The organism is Hymenobacter sp. B81 (assembly GCF_044628455.1).
Taxonomy (GTDB): Bacteria; Bacteroidota; Bacteroidia; order Cytophagales; family Hymenobacteraceae; genus Solirubrum.
Genome location: NZ_JBIYZW010000002.1, coordinates 59,710 through 77,509, shown reverse-complemented (window position 1 = coordinate 77,509; position 17,800 = coordinate 59,710). Strand labels below are relative to the sequence as shown.

General features: G+C 64.4%; 13 protein-coding genes. 7 read left to right on the top strand and 6 right to left on the bottom strand.

Features of this window, described 5'->3' with window-relative positions; translation table 11 throughout:
- Nucleotides 1-24 precede the first annotated feature (24 nt).
- The 5 genes from ACE191_RS11445 (at nt 25) to ACE191_RS11425 (ending at nt 9,430) form a co-directional block, all read left to right on the top strand.
- Nucleotides 25-5,502, top strand: a complete 5,478-nt coding sequence (locus tag ACE191_RS11445) for a hypothetical protein (protein WP_400192360.1) — start codon at nt 25-27, stop codon at nt 5,500-5,502.
- A 130-nt stretch (nt 5,503-5,632) separates the two neighbouring features.
- Complete coding sequence (gene plsY, locus ACE191_RS11440) at nt 5,633-6,274, top strand: glycerol-3-phosphate 1-O-acyltransferase PlsY (RefSeq protein ID WP_400192359.1); 642 nt, start codon at nt 5,633-5,635, stop codon at nt 6,272-6,274.
- Nucleotides 6,275-6,298: 24 nt separating this feature from the next.
- Complete coding sequence (locus ACE191_RS11435) at nt 6,299-6,778, top strand: hypothetical protein (protein WP_400192358.1); 480 nt, start codon at nt 6,299-6,301, stop codon at nt 6,776-6,778.
- 471 nt (nt 6,779-7,249) lie between these two features.
- A complete protein-coding gene (locus ACE191_RS11430) occupies nt 7,250-7,945 on the top strand; it encodes a hypothetical protein (protein WP_400192357.1) in 696 nt (231 codons plus the stop codon).
- A 111-nt stretch (nt 7,946-8,056) separates the two neighbouring features.
- Nucleotides 8,057-9,430, top strand: a complete 1,374-nt coding sequence (locus tag ACE191_RS11425; RefSeq protein WP_400192356.1) for a dipeptidase — start codon at nt 8,057-8,059, stop codon at nt 9,428-9,430.
- Between the two features lie 93 nt (nt 9,431-9,523).
- Here the strand turns inward: ACE191_RS11425 and ACE191_RS11420 are convergent, their stop codons facing one another.
- The 3 genes from ACE191_RS11420 to ACE191_RS11410 all read right to left on the bottom strand — a co-directional run bounded on the left by ACE191_RS11420 (nt 9,524) and on the right by ACE191_RS11410 (nt 12,022).
- Nucleotides 9,524-10,192: a porin family protein gene (locus ACE191_RS11420; RefSeq protein ID WP_400192355.1), complete on the bottom strand. Its 669-nt coding sequence runs from the start codon at nt 10,190-10,192 to the stop codon at nt 9,524-9,526.
- A 180-nt stretch (nt 10,193-10,372) separates the two neighbouring features.
- The gene (locus ACE191_RS11415; RefSeq protein ID WP_400192354.1) at nt 10,373-11,077 is read right to left on the bottom strand and encodes a porin family protein; all 705 of its coding nucleotides are present in this window, start codon (nt 11,075-11,077) and stop codon (nt 10,373-10,375) included.
- 189 nt (nt 11,078-11,266) lie between these two features.
- The gene (locus ACE191_RS11410; protein WP_400192353.1) at nt 11,267-12,022 is read right to left on the bottom strand and encodes a porin family protein; all 756 of its coding nucleotides are present in this window, start codon (nt 12,020-12,022) and stop codon (nt 11,267-11,269) included.
- A gap of 248 nt (nt 12,023-12,270) precedes the next feature.
- Between ACE191_RS11410 and ACE191_RS11405 the strand changes: the two genes are divergently transcribed.
- Complete coding sequence (locus ACE191_RS11405; protein ID WP_400192352.1) at nt 12,271-13,386, top strand: acyloxyacyl hydrolase; 1,116 nt, start codon at nt 12,271-12,273, stop codon at nt 13,384-13,386.
- Nucleotides 13,387-13,479: 93 nt separating this feature from the next.
- Here ACE191_RS11405 and ACE191_RS11400 read toward each other — a convergent pair whose 3' ends face one another.
- Both ACE191_RS11400 and ACE191_RS11395 read right to left on the bottom strand, forming a co-directional pair.
- A complete protein-coding gene (locus ACE191_RS11400; RefSeq protein ID WP_400192351.1) occupies nt 13,480-13,611 on the bottom strand; it encodes a 30S ribosomal protein THX in 132 nt (43 codons plus the stop codon).
- A 72-nt stretch (nt 13,612-13,683) separates the two neighbouring features.
- Nucleotides 13,684-14,730 carry a quinone-dependent dihydroorotate dehydrogenase gene (locus tag ACE191_RS11395; RefSeq protein WP_400192350.1) on the bottom strand — a complete coding sequence of 349 codons (1,047 nt, stop codon included), beginning with the start codon at nt 14,728-14,730 and terminating at the stop codon, nt 13,684-13,686.
- A 173-nt stretch (nt 14,731-14,903) separates the two neighbouring features.
- On the opposite strand from ACE191_RS11395, the gene ACE191_RS11390 reads away from it, so the two are divergent.
- Nucleotides 14,904-16,118 (top strand): kelch repeat-containing protein, encoded by a 1,215-nt coding sequence (locus ACE191_RS11390; protein ID WP_400192349.1) that lies wholly within the window; start codon nt 14,904-14,906, stop codon nt 16,116-16,118.
- 65 nt (nt 16,119-16,183) lie between these two features.
- Here the strand turns inward: ACE191_RS11390 and ACE191_RS11385 are convergent, their stop codons facing one another.
- Nucleotides 16,184-17,722, bottom strand: coding sequence for a YifB family Mg chelatase-like AAA ATPase (locus ACE191_RS11385; protein WP_400192348.1), 1,539 nt, complete (start codon nt 17,720-17,722; stop codon nt 16,184-16,186).
- Nucleotides 17,723-17,800 lie beyond the last annotated feature (78 nt).

Here is a 17,800-nt window from a genome sequence, read left to right as displayed (position 1 = left end):
TCATTCCGCCCTGAGGCTTTTTATATGAAGCAACTCTGCTCTTGGGGGCTAGGTCTGCTGTTCGTGCTCGGTACCGCCTTCGGTGCCCAGGCCCAGACGCAGCCTGCGGCCACCGCCGCGCCCCGCCCCGCGCTCAACGCCAAATTCAGCTCCGACCCCGAGAAATTCATTGGGGAGGTGGTGGCCCTGATGGCCAGTACCAAGAATGCCGCCGCCATTGCCAGTACCGAGCAGTTCCGGCAGGTGTGGGCCAGCAACAAGCTCACCACCACCCAGCAGGGCAAGCTCATTGAGCTGGCTCAGCAGATGCAGGCGCGCAAGCTCAAGCCGCGCCCGGTGATGGAGGCCCTCTTCAACATGGTGACGGCGGCCAAGCAGGGCCCCAACGCCCTGAGCGACCAGCAAACCGACGAGATGCTGGCCGTCACGGCCAAGGCTCTGGCCCCCGACGACCTGAAGGGGCTGCAGACCTTTATTGCCTCGACCACCGAATTCCTGCGCACGCGGCAGCTGCACACTTCGCGCTACTCCCGCCTGCGCATGGTGGGCGGCACCGTGGCGTTTGCCTACAACGAAAACGACTTCCCCACGCCCGCCGGCGGCTCCAGTGGCGCCACCGACTCGTGGGGTGCCCCCGCTAAACCCGCCCCGGCGAAAGCCGAGCCGGCCAAGCCGGCGGCGAAACCCGCCGCGACTCCGGCCAAAACGGCCGCCAAAAAGCCTGCCGCCAAGCCCGCCGCCAAGAAAAAGAGCAGCGGCTGGGACGACTGGGACTCGGGTAGCTGGGACACCGGCGGCTGGGGCGCTGCCGACGATGGCTGGGGCGCCCCGGCCAAGAAGAAGGCCGCGCCGGCCAAGAAAACCACCGCCGCCAAGACGCCCGCCAAAGCCCCGGCCGCCAAGCCGGTAGAAGCCGCGCCGGAACCCGAGCCGACCCCCGCGCCGGCCCCCAGCTACGTGGATGCCTACGTGCCCCCGAGCACCAAAGGCCCGGTGATGATCATCAAAGATGCCGACCTGCTGCTGGCCACGGGCTACGACTCGGTCGTCATCAAGAAAACCAGCGGCACGCTGGTAACGGGTACCAACCGCTTCGTGGGCCAGGGCGGCACCTTCGACTGGACCATCAACAACAACCCGGTATCGGCGGCGCTGACCAACTACGACTTCGACGTGAGCAAGGCTGAGTTCAAGGCCGAGCCCGTGACGCTGACCTACGCGGCCGTGCTGGAAGCGCCCATCCGCGGCGCGCTGGCTTACAAGAGCGTGCAGAAGAAGGGCGGCGGCGACACCGGCTACCCGCGCTTCGTGTCGCTCACCAACGATGCCCGCGTCAAGAACATCGGCGACAACCTCAAGTACAACGGCGGCTTCTCGCTCACCGGCGCGCGCATGTTCAGTTCGGCCCTCGACGGCTCGCTCTCGCGCATCACCGTGGAGCTCGACGGCAAGCCCCGCTTCCGCGCTACCTCGCGCAACTACCTGCTGGGCGACACGCTCATCTCGACCAACCGCGCGGGCATCACCATCTTCCAGGGCAGCGACTCGCTCACCCACCCCGGCGTGAAGCTCAAGTTCTCGAAGCTGCGCAAGGTGCTGATGCTGGCCCGCGAGGAGGGCCTCTACAAAACCACGCCCTACTACGACTCCTACCACCAGATGGAGCTGGCGGCCGAGCTGCTGACCTGGAACCTGGCCACGCCCAACATCGACTTCCGCACCCTCACGGCTAAAAACCAGGTGACGGCCAACTTCGAGTCGAAGGAGTTCTACACCAACACCCGCTACCAGCAGATCAAGTCCATCAACCGCATGCACCCGCTGCAAATGGTGGTGGGCTACTACAACAACAACGGCAGCCCCAAGACCTTCATGGTGCAGGACGTGGTGGAAGCCCTGCAGCTGTCGGAAGCCAACGTGCGCTCGGCCATTTCGGGCCTGGCCCGCGACGGGTACGTGAGCATCAACCCGCTCTCGGGCGAGGTGAGCCTGCTGCCCAAGGCCCTGCACTACGTCAACTCCTCGCGGGGCAAGAAGGACTACGACCACATTGCCATCAAGTCCCTCTCGCCCAGCGGGCAGAACGCCACGCTGAACCTGAACAACAACGTGCTGCTGGTGCGGGGCGTGGATAAGTTTGCCTTCTCCGACGACTCGGTGACGGTGTACGTGAAGCCCGACTCGGCCCTGGTGCGCATCCAGAAAAACCGCAACATCGACTTCAGCGGCACGGTGGTGGCCTCGGCCTTCATCTTCAAGGGCAAGGAGTTCAAGTTTGACTACAATGGCTTCTACATTGACATGTTCAAAATTGACTCCATCATCGTGAAGGGCAAGGGCTCGAAGGGCTCGGTGATGCGCACCCGCAAGGAGGCCGACTTCGCCCTGACCAATAAAAGCCGCCACTCCACCGGCCGCCTCTACATCAATGCGCCCAACAACAAGTCGGGCCGCAAGAAGCTGGGGGCCTACCCCTCGTTCGACGCCACCACCGGCGCCTACGTGTTCTTCAACAAGCCCGAAGTGCTGGGCGGCGCCTACGACACCACCGTTTACTTCGACATTCCGCCCTTCAAGCTCGACTCGCTCAACAACGCCAACCGCGCCGCCGTGGGCTTCAAGGGCACCTTCGTGACGGGCAAGATCATGCCGCCCTTCAAAACCAAGCTGGTGCTGCAGGAAGACGGCTCCCTGGGCTTCACCTACGCCGTGCCCAAGGAAGGCTTCCCGCTCTACGGCGGCAAGGGTCGCCTCTACAACCAGGTGAAGATGAGCAACCGCGGTATTCAGGGCGACGGGCAGCTCGACTACCTGGCGGGCACCTTCAAGAGCGACCAGTTCATTTTCTACAAGGACTCGGTGGTGACGGTGGGTAAAACCGCCGCCATCAAGGAAGGCCCGCTCAACGGCACGCAGTATCCCAAGGTGGCGCTGCTGCCCGGCTACCAGATGAAGTGGGTGGTGCCGGCCGACTCCATGTACCTCTCGACGGCGCCCGGCGGCGAGGCCATGCGCTTCTACGACGGCACCTACCAGTACAAGGGCCTGGCCACGCTCACGCCCCAGGGCCTGTACGGCGACGGTCGCATGGAAAGCACCCAGTCGGTGATTCGCTCCCCGGCCTTCGCCTTCCTGCCCACCGAGTACCGCGGCGGCAAGGGCACGGTGAGCATCAAGTCGTCGGAGCAGGGCAAGCCGGCCCTGACGGCCAACGACGTGGCCTTCACCTACGACATCAAGCGCAGCTTTGCCGACTTCACCCGCGAGGAGGGCATGAACAAGTCGAGCATCGAGCTGCCGTACTCGCAGTACCGCACTTCTCTGAGCGGCGGCCGCTGGGACTTCAAGAAGAAAACCGTGCAGCTGCGCGTGGCCCCGGGCCAGGATTCGACCCGCGCCTACTTCTACTCCACCAAGGCCGAGCAGCAGGGTCTGCGCTTCCGCGCCGCTACGGGCATGTACGACCTGAACAAGTACCGCCTGGTGGCCAGCGGCGTGCCCCACATTGCCTCGGCCGACGCTTGGATCGAGCCCGACTCGGGCAAGGTATACGTGCTGCCCAACGCCGAAATGCGCGCCTTCCAGAACGCCAGCATCACCCTCGACACCCTGGCCAAATTCCACCACCTCTACAAGGGTGAAATCAAGGTGCTCAGCCGCACGGCCTTCATGGGCAACGCGCTCTACAACTACAAGACGCCCACCGACTCGTTCGCCATCAAGTTCAGCAACTTCACCCTCGACTCCACGGCCCTGGCCGGCGGGGGCAAGGGCGGCAAGAAGCGGGGCCTGCTGGGTAAGGGCGACGACGAGGCCACCCTCTCGCCGGCTACCCTGGCCAAGGCCGACGTGAAAGCCACCGAGAAGTTCCGCATTGCGCCCCGCATCCAGTTCCGCGGCGGCGTCATCATGAACTCCCAGCGCAAGGGCTTTGCCTTCGACGGGCAGGCGCGGCTGGAGTTCAGCAAGCTGGCCAGCTCGGCCGACTGGTTCCCGGTACAGGACAGCATCGACCCGCAGCTGGTCAAGATCAACCTCAAGGAACCCAAGGCCGAGGACGGAACCGGGCTGATAACGGGCCTGTACCAGAGCGACGGCACCGGCAAGCCCTACCCGCTGTTTGTGGCGCCCAAGCCCAACATCACCGACGGCAACCTGTTCCAGGTCGACGGCACGCTCATCTACGACCCCAAGAAGCGGGTGTACTCCATCAGCCGCCACGACCCGCTCGACCCCGAGGTGTACGAGGGCAACGTGCTGATGGTGAACGACACCACCGGCCAGCTCAGCTTCCGCGGCAAGCTCAACATGATCAACTCGAGCAAGGACTACACCCTTGCGGTGTCGGCCGTGGGCCGGGCCCAGCCCGACTCCAGCCGCTTCCAGCTCGATGCCATGATGACCTTCGATTTGAACTTCCCCGACAAGGCCTTCGAAGCCATGGCCGAGGACATGGCCAAGTACAGCAAGGGCCTGCCCGAGGCGCTAACCGGCCAGCCCAACGAGCTGTACAAGCTGGGTGAGTTTGCCGGCTCCAAGGCCATCAACGAGTACGCCAACCGCAAGGGCGGCTACGTGCCCTTGCAGAAGGTGTCGGCCAAGTTCCTGCACGACATCGTGCTGAGCCAGGTACCGCTGGCCTGGAACGAGAAGCACAAGGCTTGGTACAGCACCGGCAAGATTGGCCTGGTGAGCATCGGCAAAAAGGACATCAACGCCCTGATCGACGGCTACGTCGAAATCAAGAAGGAAAGCACCGGCGACGTGGTGGAGCTGTACCTGGAGGCCGACCCCGAAACCTGGTACTACTTCAAGTACTCCGAGAACAAGCTGCTGGCCAAGGCCCAGCACGGCGAGTTCGACGAAATTCTGGGCCGCGCCGCCAAGGGCGACTACAACGTGGCCACCGACTACGGCTTCTTCCTCGGCGACGAGTCGGAGAAGGTGATGTTCGTGAACCACTTCCGCAAGGACTACCTCGGCCAGGCCAAGCCCCAGAAGCAGGTGGTGGGCCGCCCCAAGGAAGAGCCCAGCCTGGACATGGGTGAGGTAGCCGGCAAGAAAAAGAAGAAGAAAGACCAGGCCGACGAGTTTGGCGCCGACGCCAGCGGCGGCGGTACCGACCCCGCGGCCGAGGAGCCGGTGAGCAAGAAGAAAAAGAAGAAGGCCGACGCCAACGACCCCTTCGCCGCCGACGGCGGCACCGACCCGGCCGCCGAGCCGGTGAAGGAAAAGAAAAAGAAGAAGGACGAGGCCGCTGAACCAGCCGCCGAGCCCGCGGCCCCGGCCGAGGAGCCGGTAAAGGAAAAGAAGAAGAAAAAGGAGGAGGCCCCGGCCGAACCCGCTGCTGAGCCCGCCGCCGAGCCCGTGAAGGAGAAGAAAAAGAAGAAGGAGGAAGCGGCCCCCGCCGAAGAGCCGGCCGCCGAGCCGGCTAAGGAGCCGAAGAAGGAGAAAGAGAAGAAAAAGAAGAAAGCCGCCGACGACCCCTTCGGCGACGAATAAGCTTCCCGGCCTTCCCCACAAAAAGCCGCCACGACCTCCTGGGTTGTTGCGGCTTTTTTGTGGCCGCCTTGCGTATGAATGGGCCCGCGCACCCGCGTCCGCTATCTTTGGCGGCCCTGCCTTTCCCGCTATGACCTACGCCTACCTTGCCCTGGCCCTTGTGCTGGCTTACCTGCTCGGCTCCATTCCCACGGCCCTCTGGGTGGGCCGCCGCTTCTACGGCCTCGACGTGCGCGAGCATGGCTCGGGCAACGCCGGCGCCACCAATACCTTTCGGGTGCTGGGCAAGAAGCCCGGCTCCTTCGTGCTGCTGGTCGACGCGCTCAAGGGGTTTGTGGCGGCCTACTTCCTGCCCCTGTGGCTGGTGAGCGTGGGCGCCATCGAGCCCGCGCACGAGGTGTACTACCGCCTAGCCTGCGGGGTGCTGGCCATCATCGGGCACATCTACCCGGTGTTTGCCCAGTTTCGCGGGGGCAAGGGCGTAGCCACCGTGCTGGGCATGATGCTGGGCGTGGCCCCGGCTACCGTGGGCGTGTGCCTGCTGGTGTTTCTGGCGGTGCTGCTGCTCACGCGCTACGTGTCGCTAAGCTCCATGACGGCCGGCCTCACCTTTGCCCTGTTACAGCTCACGCCCTGGTTTGCCCCGCCGCAGGATTTCCTGATCTACGTGGGCTTCGTGCTGGCCGCGCTGCTGATTTACACCCACCGCGCCAATATCGGGCGCCTGCGGGCCGGTACCGAGAGCCGCGTGCCGCTGCCCTGGGCGAAGTAGTTTTCAAAGAGCTACGCCTCTTGATTGATGACCATTCAATGTGTTGTTTGGGGGCTTCTGCTACTGAGCTGGTGCGGAGTTCGGCAGGTGTACGCGCAAACCATACAAGCGGCGGCAGTGCCAAGCAAAGCGGTTGCCGTTGCCAATCCGGCTACGTTCGACAAAGACCTGTTCCGGTTTCTGCTGGCCACTCGCCAAGCTGATGGAGCAGACGCATACCCTGCCTTGTACAAGGTGCTGATTCTCGTCAAAGCACAGCACCCAGCTATTGGGGTGTACAAATTCGGCATCAATAGTGCCCATATGGGCTATAATGTGGTGTTTCGTTATCGGGATAAGCTGATTTTTTCCAGAGCAGAAGCCTCGGGCCCGCTGCTGACGCTCTTTGGGAATTTCATGACCAGATACCCCTCAAGCTACAGCCTAGAGGAACAGAAGAAGGCAGCGGCAATCCTCCTGGATATCGTAGAAGCGAATCGGAATCTTGCGAAGCAGGATTTTTAACCTGGTTCTTGGTTTACCGCTACCGTTTTAGGCTTTGTCGAAGCCCCACTCGGCTCGACCCATGCCTTAGTCGTCCCGGCTAAGGCGTCACCCAGCATCCTGGAAACTCCTCCCGGCCTCACCAAAGCGCCGCCCGGCACGTCCGAAGCGGCGGTTTTATCTCCGGTAGCTGCTTCGGTTACGCCGGAAAGCTCTTCGGACACTCCGGCAACTCCTTCGATTACTCCGACAGCAGCTTCTGTTATTCCGCATAAGCCTTCAGTTACACCGGCAGCCTCTTTGGTTATACCGGATGGTACTTCGGTTACGCCGGGAGTTTCTTCGGTTGCGGTTGCCGGCGCTTAAGGCCTGGCGGCCGGGGCTGGGGGCGTGCATTTGGAGATGTGCGCCCCAACGAATAGGTTGTGGCCCGGCAGCTCCCCGGAGCAGGGGGCGGCCGGTGGTTTTTCCTTATCCTCGATTTCCTTACCGATGCCTACCCGCAAACCCGTTGCCGCCTATCCGTTTACCCAGGCCGAGCTGTGGAAACGCTGCCTCGACCTGCAACCTGCCCTCGACCGCGACGCAACCGAGTTGGCCGCGCGCGGCGTCACGGCGGCCCGCATTGCCGCCTTCAAGGCCGATACCCGCAGCTTTGGCACCCTAGAGCCCGATGCGGTGCTGGTGCAGGAGGGCGCCATCATTACCGAGCAGAAAACAGCGGGGCAGGCCTCGCTGGAAACGGCCATGCAGCAGGTAATGGCCCTGGTGGCCGTGCGAGATTCGCCCCGTACGGGCCGCTACAAGCGGTTTGGCGTGCGCGATGTGTCGAGCCTGGGCGAAGCCGGGCTGTTTCTGGGTGCGGCCTTGCTGGTGAAGCAGGGGCGTAAGTACCTGCCCGAGTACGCCGTAGAGGGCCTCACCGAGGCCATGCTGCAAACGGTGGAAGCGTGCAGCGCCGCGTTTCTGGCAGGCTTGGCCGAGCGCAAAGAGGCCGAGAATACCCGCAGCACGGCTACCGAGACCCGCCTGGCGTTTGCCAACCGCCTCTACGCCCAGCTGGTGCAGCTGTGCGCGGCGGGCGAGGCGCTTTACCGGCACACCGATGCGGTGCGCGCCCGGCAGTACGTGGTGCAGCCTTCGGGCGGAGCCGCTGGCCGCTCGGGCGCCGGGGTTGCTCCGGCCTAGCCCGCGAGCTACTGCCGGGGCCGGTGCGCCGCGGCTGCGCTGTCCGTGCCGCCGTTCCGGGCTCAGTGCCTACTTTTACGCCCCATCTTCGTCCACTTTTTCCCTGCCTGAATGACCTCGTCGTTTCTCACCGAAAACCAAGACCGTTTCCTGAGCGAGCTGCTGGAGTGGCTGCGCATTCCGTCGGTATCGGCCGACCCCAAGTTCCACGGCGACGTGCTGAAAGCGGCCGACTACCTGAAGATGCGCCTGGAGGAAGTGGGCCTCGAAAACGTGGAGCTGTGCCAGACCGCCGGCAACCCCATCGTGTACGGCGACAAGATCATCGACCCCAAGCTGCCCACCGTGCTCGTGTACGGCCACTACGACGTGCAGCCCGCCGACCCCTACGAGCTGTGGACCTCGGGCCCCTTCGAGCCGGTGATTAAGGACGGCAACATCTACGCCCGCGGCGCCTGCGACGACAAGGGCCAGGTATACATGCACGTGAAGGCCTTCGAGGTGCTCAACCAGCAGGGCGGGGTGCCCTGCAACGTGAAGGTGATGATTGAGGGCGAAGAAGAAGTGGGCTCCGAGAACCTGGGCATCTTCGTCAACGCCAACCGCGAGAAGCTGCGCGCCGATGTGGTGCTGCTCTCCGACACCGGCATTATTGCCAACGACACGCCCAGCATCGAGGTGGGCTTGCGGGGCCTCAGTTACCACGAAGTGGAGGTAACCGGCCCCAACCGCGACCTGCACTCCGGCCTCTACGGCGGAGCCGTGCACAATCCCATCAATGCGCTGTGCAAGATGATTGCCTCGCTGCACGACGAGAACCGCCACATCACCATTCCCGGCTTCTACGACAACGTGGACGAGTTGAGCCAGGAGGAGCGGGCCGAGCTGAACAAGGCTCCCTACTCGGAGGAAGAGTACAAGCAAAGCATCGGTCTGCCCGCTACTTACGGGGAAGAGGGTTACACCACCCTGGAACGCGTCAGCATCCGGCCTACCCTCGACGTGAACGGTATCTGGGGCGGCTACACCGGCGAGGGCGCCAAAACGGTTATTGCCTCCAAGGCCTACGCCAAGATTTCCATGCGCCTGGTGCCCCACCAGACCTCCGAGGAAATCAGCCAGCTCTTCCAGAAACACTTCCAGAGCATTGCCCCCGAGGGCGTAACGGTAGTGGTGAAGCCCCACCACGGCGGCGAGCCGGTGGTGACGCCCACCGACTCGGTAGCTTACCAGGCCGCCGCCCAGGCCCTGGAAGACACCTTCGGCAAGAAGCCCATTCCCACCCGCGGCGGCGGCTCCATTCCCATCGTGGCCATGTTCAAGCAGGAACTGGGGGTCGACTCGGTGCTGCTCGGCTTTGGCCTCGACTCCGACGCCATTCACTCGCCCAACGAGCACTTCGGCGTGTTCAACTTCATGAAGGGCATCGAAACCATTCCGCTGTTTTACCAGCACTACGCCCGCCTGATGCGCGAGCAGGCCTAAACGGCCGCCCGCCTCATCAAATGCCAAACGCCCGGCCTCTCCGCAGGAGAAGCCGGGCGTTTGTGCGGGGCAGGGGGGCGGAATTCGGCCGGCTTACTTGCCGCCGAAGAAGTAGCCCAACGAGAGCATGAAGGCCGAGTTGCGGGCGTTCTTGAAGTCGCCGCTGTCGTTCTTGCCGTATTTGCTCAGCCCGCCGTTGTAGCGCAGCCCCAGCATCAGGCCCATGTCCGACTCGTAGCCCAGACCGGCGGCGTAGCCCAGCTCGGTGCGGTTCACGTTGTCGAGGTTGTTGTAGGTCGACGAGTTGGTGGTGGTGCGGCTGTTGACCACGGTGGTTACGTCGTTGCTCACGCTGAGCAGGTAGCCCACCTGCGGCCCCAGCTCGAAGAACAGGCCGTCGGCGTTGATCTTGAACAGGATGGGCAAATCGAGGTAGTTGTAGTTGACCTTGCCGCTGAACTTGTAGCGGTTGCCCAGTGCGTCCATCCGCTCGCTCTCGGCGTACTTGAAGCCCTTCTGCGAAAACAGCAGCTCGGGCTGCAAGGACAGGAAGCCGTCGTCGAGCAAGCCCACGTTGACCATCAGGCCGGCGTGCGGGCCGATTTTGCTTTCGTAACGGTCTTCGTCGGCCAGGTCGCCGGCCAGGTTGGTGTAGTTGACGCCGGCTTTCACGCCCAGGCGGATGCCCTGGGCTTGCGCGGCGGAAGGTAGGGCCAGCGCGGCGCAGAGCGCGGCGGCGGCCAGGAGTAGGGGCTTTTTCATACGGCTGAAAAATGTTGAGTGAAGGCGGGGCCCGCGGCCGTTGCCGGGCCGAAAGCACTTCGCATACGCAAACGGAGCGATTTTGGGTGTTTCAAGCGCCGCGGCCGGGGTGATTTATGCTAAACCGGCGGGCCACCGGGTAGTTGGCCCGCCGGAACAGAGCAAAAGCTGAAGGGTCGCTTAGCGGCTGGGAATCAGGTAGCCCAACGAGAGCTGGAAGGCCGACTGCCGGGCGTTCTGCAGGTCGCCGTTGAAGTAGGCGCCGTTGTCGGGCTTCACGAAGTCGCTGAAGGCGCCCGTGTAGCGCAAACTCAAACCCAGGCCGTTGTCGGCCTGGTAGCCCACGCCGGCGGCGTAGCCCAGCTCGCTGCGCTTGAGGCCGCTCACGTCGTTCTGGTTCTCGGTCTCGAAGGTTTCGCTGCGGCCCGTGACGGTGTTGGTGCGAATGGTCTTCGTTTCGTTGCTGGAGCTGAGCAGGTAGGAAAACTGCGGCCCGGCCTCAAACACGAAGCCGTCGGCGTTGATTTTCAGCAGCAGGGGCACGTCGAGGTAGTTGTAGTTGACCTTGCCCTCACGCTTCTCGGTGAAGCCGGCGCCCAGCACCGTGCGGCTGTACTCGGTGGGCTTGTTCTCGAAGCCCTTCTGCGAGAACAATACCTCGGGCTGCAGCGAGAGAAACCCGTCGCCGCTGAGGTCGGCGTTGAGCATAACCCCACCCAGGAAACCGATCTTGTTGTTGTAGGTGGACTCGTTCTGCAGGTCGCCCGCCAGGTTGGAGTAGTTGGCGCCGGCGCGCAGGCCGAGTCGAATGCCCTGGGCCTGCGCCGAGGGAGTAAGGGCCGCGGCGGCCAGCAGGGTCGCGAAGGCAAAAACAGCTTTTTTCATGGTGAGAAGGCCGTTTACGGTTCAGGAGAAAAACAAACTGCGTTTCCCGGCACCACGCCACAAGCGTGCCAGACGAGCCTTGAGCAGCGGGCCCGCGGTCGGAGCCCCGGGTAACTATCAGCAGGACTGCGACAAAAAAACGGCCTGCTTCCCGAGGAAGCAGGCCGTTTGGGCGGTAGCCCGGGGGGCTTACCGGTTGCCTACGGGCAGCAGGTAGCCTACCTGCAGGGTGTAGGCATTGTTGAAAGCCTTGGGCTCGTTGTCGCTGTCCTTGGTGTCGATGAGCGAGTTGAAGCCGCGGGCGTAGCGCAGGCCAATGCTCAGGCCGCTCTGGGCCTGGTAGCCCAGGCCGGCCACGCCGCCGATATCAAACTGCGCCAGATCCGACTTGTAGGCGTCGTCGCGGCTCACGCCGGTGTAGTCGAGGAAGCCGCCGTCGTTTTCCACCTTGTCTTTACCACCGTTGTTGTACTTGGTGGTCGTCTGCGACTTGTTTTTCGAGCCGAACAGGTAGCTGAACTGCGGGCCGAGCTCGAAGAACAGGCCGCCGGCGTTGATCTTGGCCAGCACCGGCACGTCGATGTAGTGCAGCACGCGCTCCTGCTCCTGCTCTATTTTCGAGACGCCGGCGGGCAGGGTAGTGTTGGTCGACTTCGAGTCGGTTTCGAGCTGGTAGCCCTTGCGGTTGTAGAGCAGCTCGGGCTGAATGGAGAAAAATCCGTCGCTGCTGATGGGCAGGGTAGCGGCCAGGCCCACGTTGTAGCCGATCTTGTACTTGCCCAGGCTGGTTTCGTAGCCCGAGCCGGCAATCTGCGAAACGTTGTCGCCGGAGATGTTGGAGTAGGTGGCGCCGGCTTTCAGACCGATGCGGAATCCGCCCGGATCCTGGGCGTAGGCGGCCGAAGTGGCGGCCAGAGTAAGCGCGAGGGCAGCTATTTTTTTCATGGAGGTAAATGCGGAGGAAGTGAGTGAATGAACCCTGGGTGGGGCGCCGGCTCCGGGGCGGAGCACGGCCGGAAAACAGCCCTCTTACTGCAAATACGGGGGCGATGTTGCAGCCGGGCGCAAACTCGCTCCCCAGCCGAGCACCATTGCGGCGTAATCCGGCGGCCCTGGCGCCCAGCCGCCGCCGGCAGATAAGCGGTTGGGATAGGGCTGTTTCGCTACTTTTGCGCTTCTGCCCAGTGCCCCCGATGAAGCCGCGTTTTCTTTTTGTTGTCTTTGCGCTGGGCCTGCTGCCGGCCGGGCGCGCCACGGCCCAGGAGGTTCCGGCCGCCGCACCGGCCCGGCCCGGTCCGCTGATTGTGGGGGCCTACGCCCAGGCCGGCTTCATCATCGCCCACACGCCGCGGGTGCGCCACCTGGTATCGGCCCATCCCACGGGCCTGGAGCTGAACGTGCAGCGCCAGCTCAACGGCCGTCAGCCCTGGCACGCCTGGTACCGCTACCCCCGGGTTGGCCTGGCCCTGGTGTACTACGACTACCACAACCCCGTGCTGGGCCGCTCCTACGCCGCCAGCGTGTATCTCAACAAGCTGTTCTGGGAGCGGCGGGGCCAGCAGCTGAGCTTCCGTATGGGCACCGGCGTCGGCTACTTTCCCCGGCGCTTCGACCGCGACACCAACCACAAGAACACCTTCGTCAGCTCGCGGCTGAACGCCACGCTGCAGCTGCGTGCCGAGTACGACGTGGCCCTGTCGCCCAAGCTGGGCTTGCTGATGGGCGTGGCCCTGAACCACTACTCCAACGGGGCCACGGCCAAGCCCAACCTGGGCATCAACATTCCCACCCTCAACATTGGACTGAACTTCCACCAGCAGCGCGCCTTCGTGCCGCTGCCCGAAGGCGGGGGCGAGGTAGCAGGGCTGGGCAAAAACTTCCTGAACCTGAGCGCCAGCGCGGGCATCAAGCAGCGCAACGAGTCCGACACGCGCCGCTACTGGGTGAACTCGGTGACGGTGATTGGGGGGCGGCGCGTGAACCGCAAAAGCAACCTGCTGGTGGGTTTGGAAGGCTTCTACGACCGCTCCCTGCTGGCCGAGCAGCGCGATACCACCGCGGCGGGCCGGGAGCTGATCGACGTGAAGAAAGCCGGCGTGATAGTGGGCCACGAGCTGCTGCTGGGCCGCCTGGCCTTCGAGACGCACCTGGGCATCTACCTGTACAATCCCTACAAGTCCAACAACTTCTACTACGAGCGCATCGGCCTGAAATACCACTTCACCGAGCGCCTGTTCGGCACCCTGGGCCTGAAGGTGCACCGCGGCTCGGCCGACGCCATCGAGTGGCGCCTGGGCGTGAAGCTTTAGCGGGCTGGCGCAGCAAAGCCGGGCGGCGGGCCGAAAACCACTGGGTTTTCCGGCCCGCCGCCCGGCTTCGTAAGTGGCAGACTTGAGCGGCCGCTATTCTTTTTGGCTGTCGGCTTTGGGGGCCGGGGCCGTTTTGGCGGCGACTTTGGGTTTGTGGGGGCGGCGTTTGCCGAACGTGCCCGCGGTGAGTTTGCCCTTGCGCGACTTCATGTCTCCTTTGCCCATTGCAGTAGTGATTGTGGAAGGTGAACGAACCAAGCACCCGGCTAAGCTAGCCGCTTTGGGCACTTGGGTCAATCAGCTTCCTACGGCGGCGGCGCCCACTAGTTCGCGGCACATGCGCCGCACCACGCCCGGGCCTTCGTAAATGAAGCCGGTGTAGAGCTGCACCAGCGCGGCCCCAGCCGCCAGTTTTTCCTGCACGTCGGCCGGCGAGAAGATGCCGCCCACGCCGATGATGGGGAAGCTGCCGCCCGACTGCGCGTGCAGGTAGCGGATGACCTCGGTAGCCCGGCCGCGCAGCGGCGCCCCACTCAGCCCGCCCGCGCCCATTTGCTCGACTGCCGTTGCCGGGGTGCGCAGGCCACCGCGGGCCACGGTGGTGTTGGTGGCCACCACCCCGCTGAGGCCAGCCTCGCGCACAATGGCAATGATGTCGTCGAGCTGCCCGTTGCTGAGGTCGGGGGCAATCTTGAGCAACAGGGGGCGGGCAGTGCGCTGGGCGTGGTTGGCGCGCTGCACCGCGCGCAGCAGCTGCAGCAATGGCTCGCGTTCCTGCAGCTGCCGCAAACCGGGCGTGTTGGGCGACGACACGTTCACCACGAAATAGTCGACCACTTCGTGCAGGGCCTGCACCGCGGCTACGTAGTCGGCGGCGGCCTGCTCGTTGGGCGTGTCTTTGTTCTTGCCGATGTTGCCACCGATGATGATGTCGGCGCGGCGGCGGCGCAGGCGCTCGGCCGCAGCGGCCGCGCCGGCGTTGTTGAAGCCCATGCGGTTGATCAGGGCGCGGTCGGCGGGCAGGCGGAACAGGCGCGGGGCGGGGTTGCCCGGCTGCGGCCGCGGCGTAACGGTACCGATTTCGACGTGGCCAAAGCCCAGCGCGGCCAGCTCGTCGACCAGCCGCGCATCTTTGTCGAAGCCCGCGGCCAGCCCGATGGGGTTGCGAAACTTCAGCCCGAACACCTCCCGCTCCAGGCTGGGGTGCTGGTAGGCAAACTGGCTGCGCAGCAGGGCCGCCGCGCCCGGCACGCCCCCGGCCAAGCCCAGCGCCCCAAATACCAGGTGGTGGGCCTGCTCCGCATCGAGGCGAAAAAGCAGCGGCTTGAGCAACGAACGGTACATCTGCAGGGGCGTAAGTTCGGGGCGCAAGTTACGCCCCGGCCGGCGGCATTAGCCTTCCAGCTGGCGAAATCGACCGACTTGGGTAGCGCATTCTGGCCCGCAGCATCGCGGCGGCTTGGCCTGAAACGGGAAAGCGGGGGCGCTTATCTTCGAGGAATATTTCCCCGCCCCTGATGAAACGCCTACTTTCCCTGCTACTGGTGCTGGCTGGCTCCGCGCCGGTGTGCGCCCAAACCAATTCCCTGGTATTCACGCCGCTGGCCGCGCTGCCCGACGGGGGGCGCTACGCCATGGCCTACTGCCAGGACCAAACCTACTTCTACATGGTAGGCGGGGGCAGCCCTCAAACGGCTTTTACCAGCGAGGTATTCCGCTACGACCCCGCGGCCAACAGCTGGGGGGCGACGCCGCTCAGCACGGGGCAGGTGCCCGAACACCGGCTGGCCAAGGCCGTCTTGCTCAACCCTGGCACCGGCAGCGCCCGCCTATACGTGCTCAATGGCGCCACCATAGCCGGTCCGATGCCCGCCATGTTCAGCCTGCTGCCGGGCAACGGCACGCTGGCCAGCACTTTCAGCAACGATGTGCCGGCCAACCAGGCTGGGCTGGCCACTTGGAACGGCCGGCTCTACGCCTACGGCGGACTGCGGACCAACGGCACGTTTACCAACGAATTGCGCTCCTTCGACCCCGCCACCGGCGTCTGGACGGCGCTGGCGCCCATGCCGGAAGCAAAAAACACCTACGGCGCCGCCGTAAACGGCAAGATCTACGCCGTGGGTGGCTACAACGGCGTCGTCAACTCGGCCCGCGTCGACGCCTACGACATTGCCACCAACCAGTGGCAGGCCCTGGGCACGCTACCCACCACGGTTTCCAACCAGGCGGTAGCGGTGCAGGGCGAGTGGCTGTGGCTGGTCGGCGACTTCACCAACCAGAGCTACCTGGCCGCCTACAACACGCGCACGGGGCAGCTGCGCACGTTTACCTCCAACCTGCCGCCCCGGCGCAACGCGGCGGCCGTCATTCACAACAACCACCTGTATGTGTGGGGCGGTAACACGGCCGCGTCCAACGCGTCGACGCTCGCGGATATGTGGCAGACCAGCCTCAGCGGCGTGCTGGCCAGCCCCGCGGCCCGGCGGCTGCCGCAGCTGGCGGTGTATCCCAACCCCAGCGTCAGTGGCGAGTTTACGCTCAAACTACCCGCCGGCACCCGCAGCATCGAAGTGCGCGACGCGCTGGGCCGCCGGGTGCAAACGGTTACGCCGCCGGCCCAGGCGGGGACTTATCAACTGCAGTTGGGGACGCAACCCGCGGGCGTGTACACCGTGCGCGTGCGCACCGGCCAGGGGTGGAGCGCCCCGAGCCAGCTTCTGCGCCAATGAAGGCTGGTCGGCCAAATCCGGCTGTATAACCTCTCCTCCGGTTCGCGGCGAGCCAATAGCAGCAGTTAGCCGGCCCAGCCTTCGCGGTCGAGGCTGCGGTACTGAATGGCTTCGGCCAGGTGCTCGATACGGATGTCGTCGGTGCCGGCCAGATCGGCGATGGTGCGGGCTACTTTCAGGATGCGGTCGTAGGCGCGGGCCGAGAGGCCGAGGCGCTCCATGGCGGTTTTGAGCAGGGTCCGGCCAGCGGGGCTGATCTGGCAGATGTCCTTGACCATCTGGGCGGGCATCATGGCGTTGGAGTGAATCCCGTCAAAGTCCTTGAAGCGCAGGGCCTGGGCCTGGCGGGCCTTTTCCACGCGCTGCTGAATGGCGGCCGAGCTTTCGGCGCGGCGGGTTTCGGCCATCTGGTCGAAGCTCACGGGCGTAACTTCCACGTGCAGGTCGATGCGGTCGAGCAAGGGGCCGCTGACTTTGTTGAGGTACTTCTGCACCACGCCGGGGCCGCACACGCAGGGCTTGTCGGGGTGGTTGTAGTAGCCGCAGGGGCAGGGGTTCATGCTGGCAATGAGCATGAAGTTGGCCGGAAAGTCGATGCTGACCTTGGCGCGGGCAATGGTGACGCGGCGCTCTTCCAGGGGCTGGCGCATCACTTCCAGCACCGTGCGCTTGAACTCGGGCAGCTCGTCGAGAAACAGCACGCCGTTGTGGGCCAGCGAGATTTCGCCCGGCTGCGGGTTGCCGCCCCCGCCCACCAGGGCCACGTCGGAGATGGTGTGGTGCGGGGCGCGGAAGGGGCGGGTATGCAGCAGGGTCGCGTGGGAGCCCAGCTTGCCGGCTACCGAGTGAATCTTGGTGGTTTCGAGGGCCTCGTGCAGGGTAAGCACCGGCAGGATGCCGGGCAGGCGCTTGGCCAGCATGGTTTTGCCGGCGCCGGGCGGGCCGATCATAATGGCGTTGTGGCCGCCGGCGGCGGCAATTTCCAGGGCGCGCTTGATGTTTTCCTGGCCTTGCACGTCGGCAAAGTCGGCGGCGTACTGGTTGACTTCGTGCTCGAACACGTCGCGGGTGTCGACGCGCAGCGGCTCGATGGCGAGGCGGCCTTCGAGGAAGTCGACGGCCTGCTGCATGGTGTCGACGGGAATCACGTCGAGCTGGTTGACGATAGCGGCCTCGCGGGCGTTTTCGCGGGGCAGGATGAAGCCGCGGAAGCCTTCCTTGCGGGCCTGAATGGCAATGGGCAATACACCCCGCACCGGGCGCAGCTCGCCGTCGAGGGCCAGCTCGCCCATAATCAGGTACTCGCCCAGCCGCTCGGTGCTGATTTGCTGGGAGGCGTGCAAAATGCCCAGGGCAATGGGCAGGTCGTAGGCCGAGCCTTCCTTGCGGATGTCGGCCGGGGCCATGTTCACCACCACCTTGGTGCGGGGCATGGTGTAGCCGCGCAGGCGCATGGCCGCCTCAATGCGCTGCTGGCTTTCCTTGATGGCGTTGTCGGGCAGGCCCACCACGAAAAAGCCCAGGCCCTGCGAGACAACAACTTCGATGGTAATGGTATAGGCATGAACGCCCTGCACGGCCGAGCCGAAGGTTTTGGTAAGCATAAGAATAAACGCTAGAAGGAGAGCGAGCGAAGATAGGAGAATGAAAGACTGCGGCCCTATGACTTTTGATAAGTCATA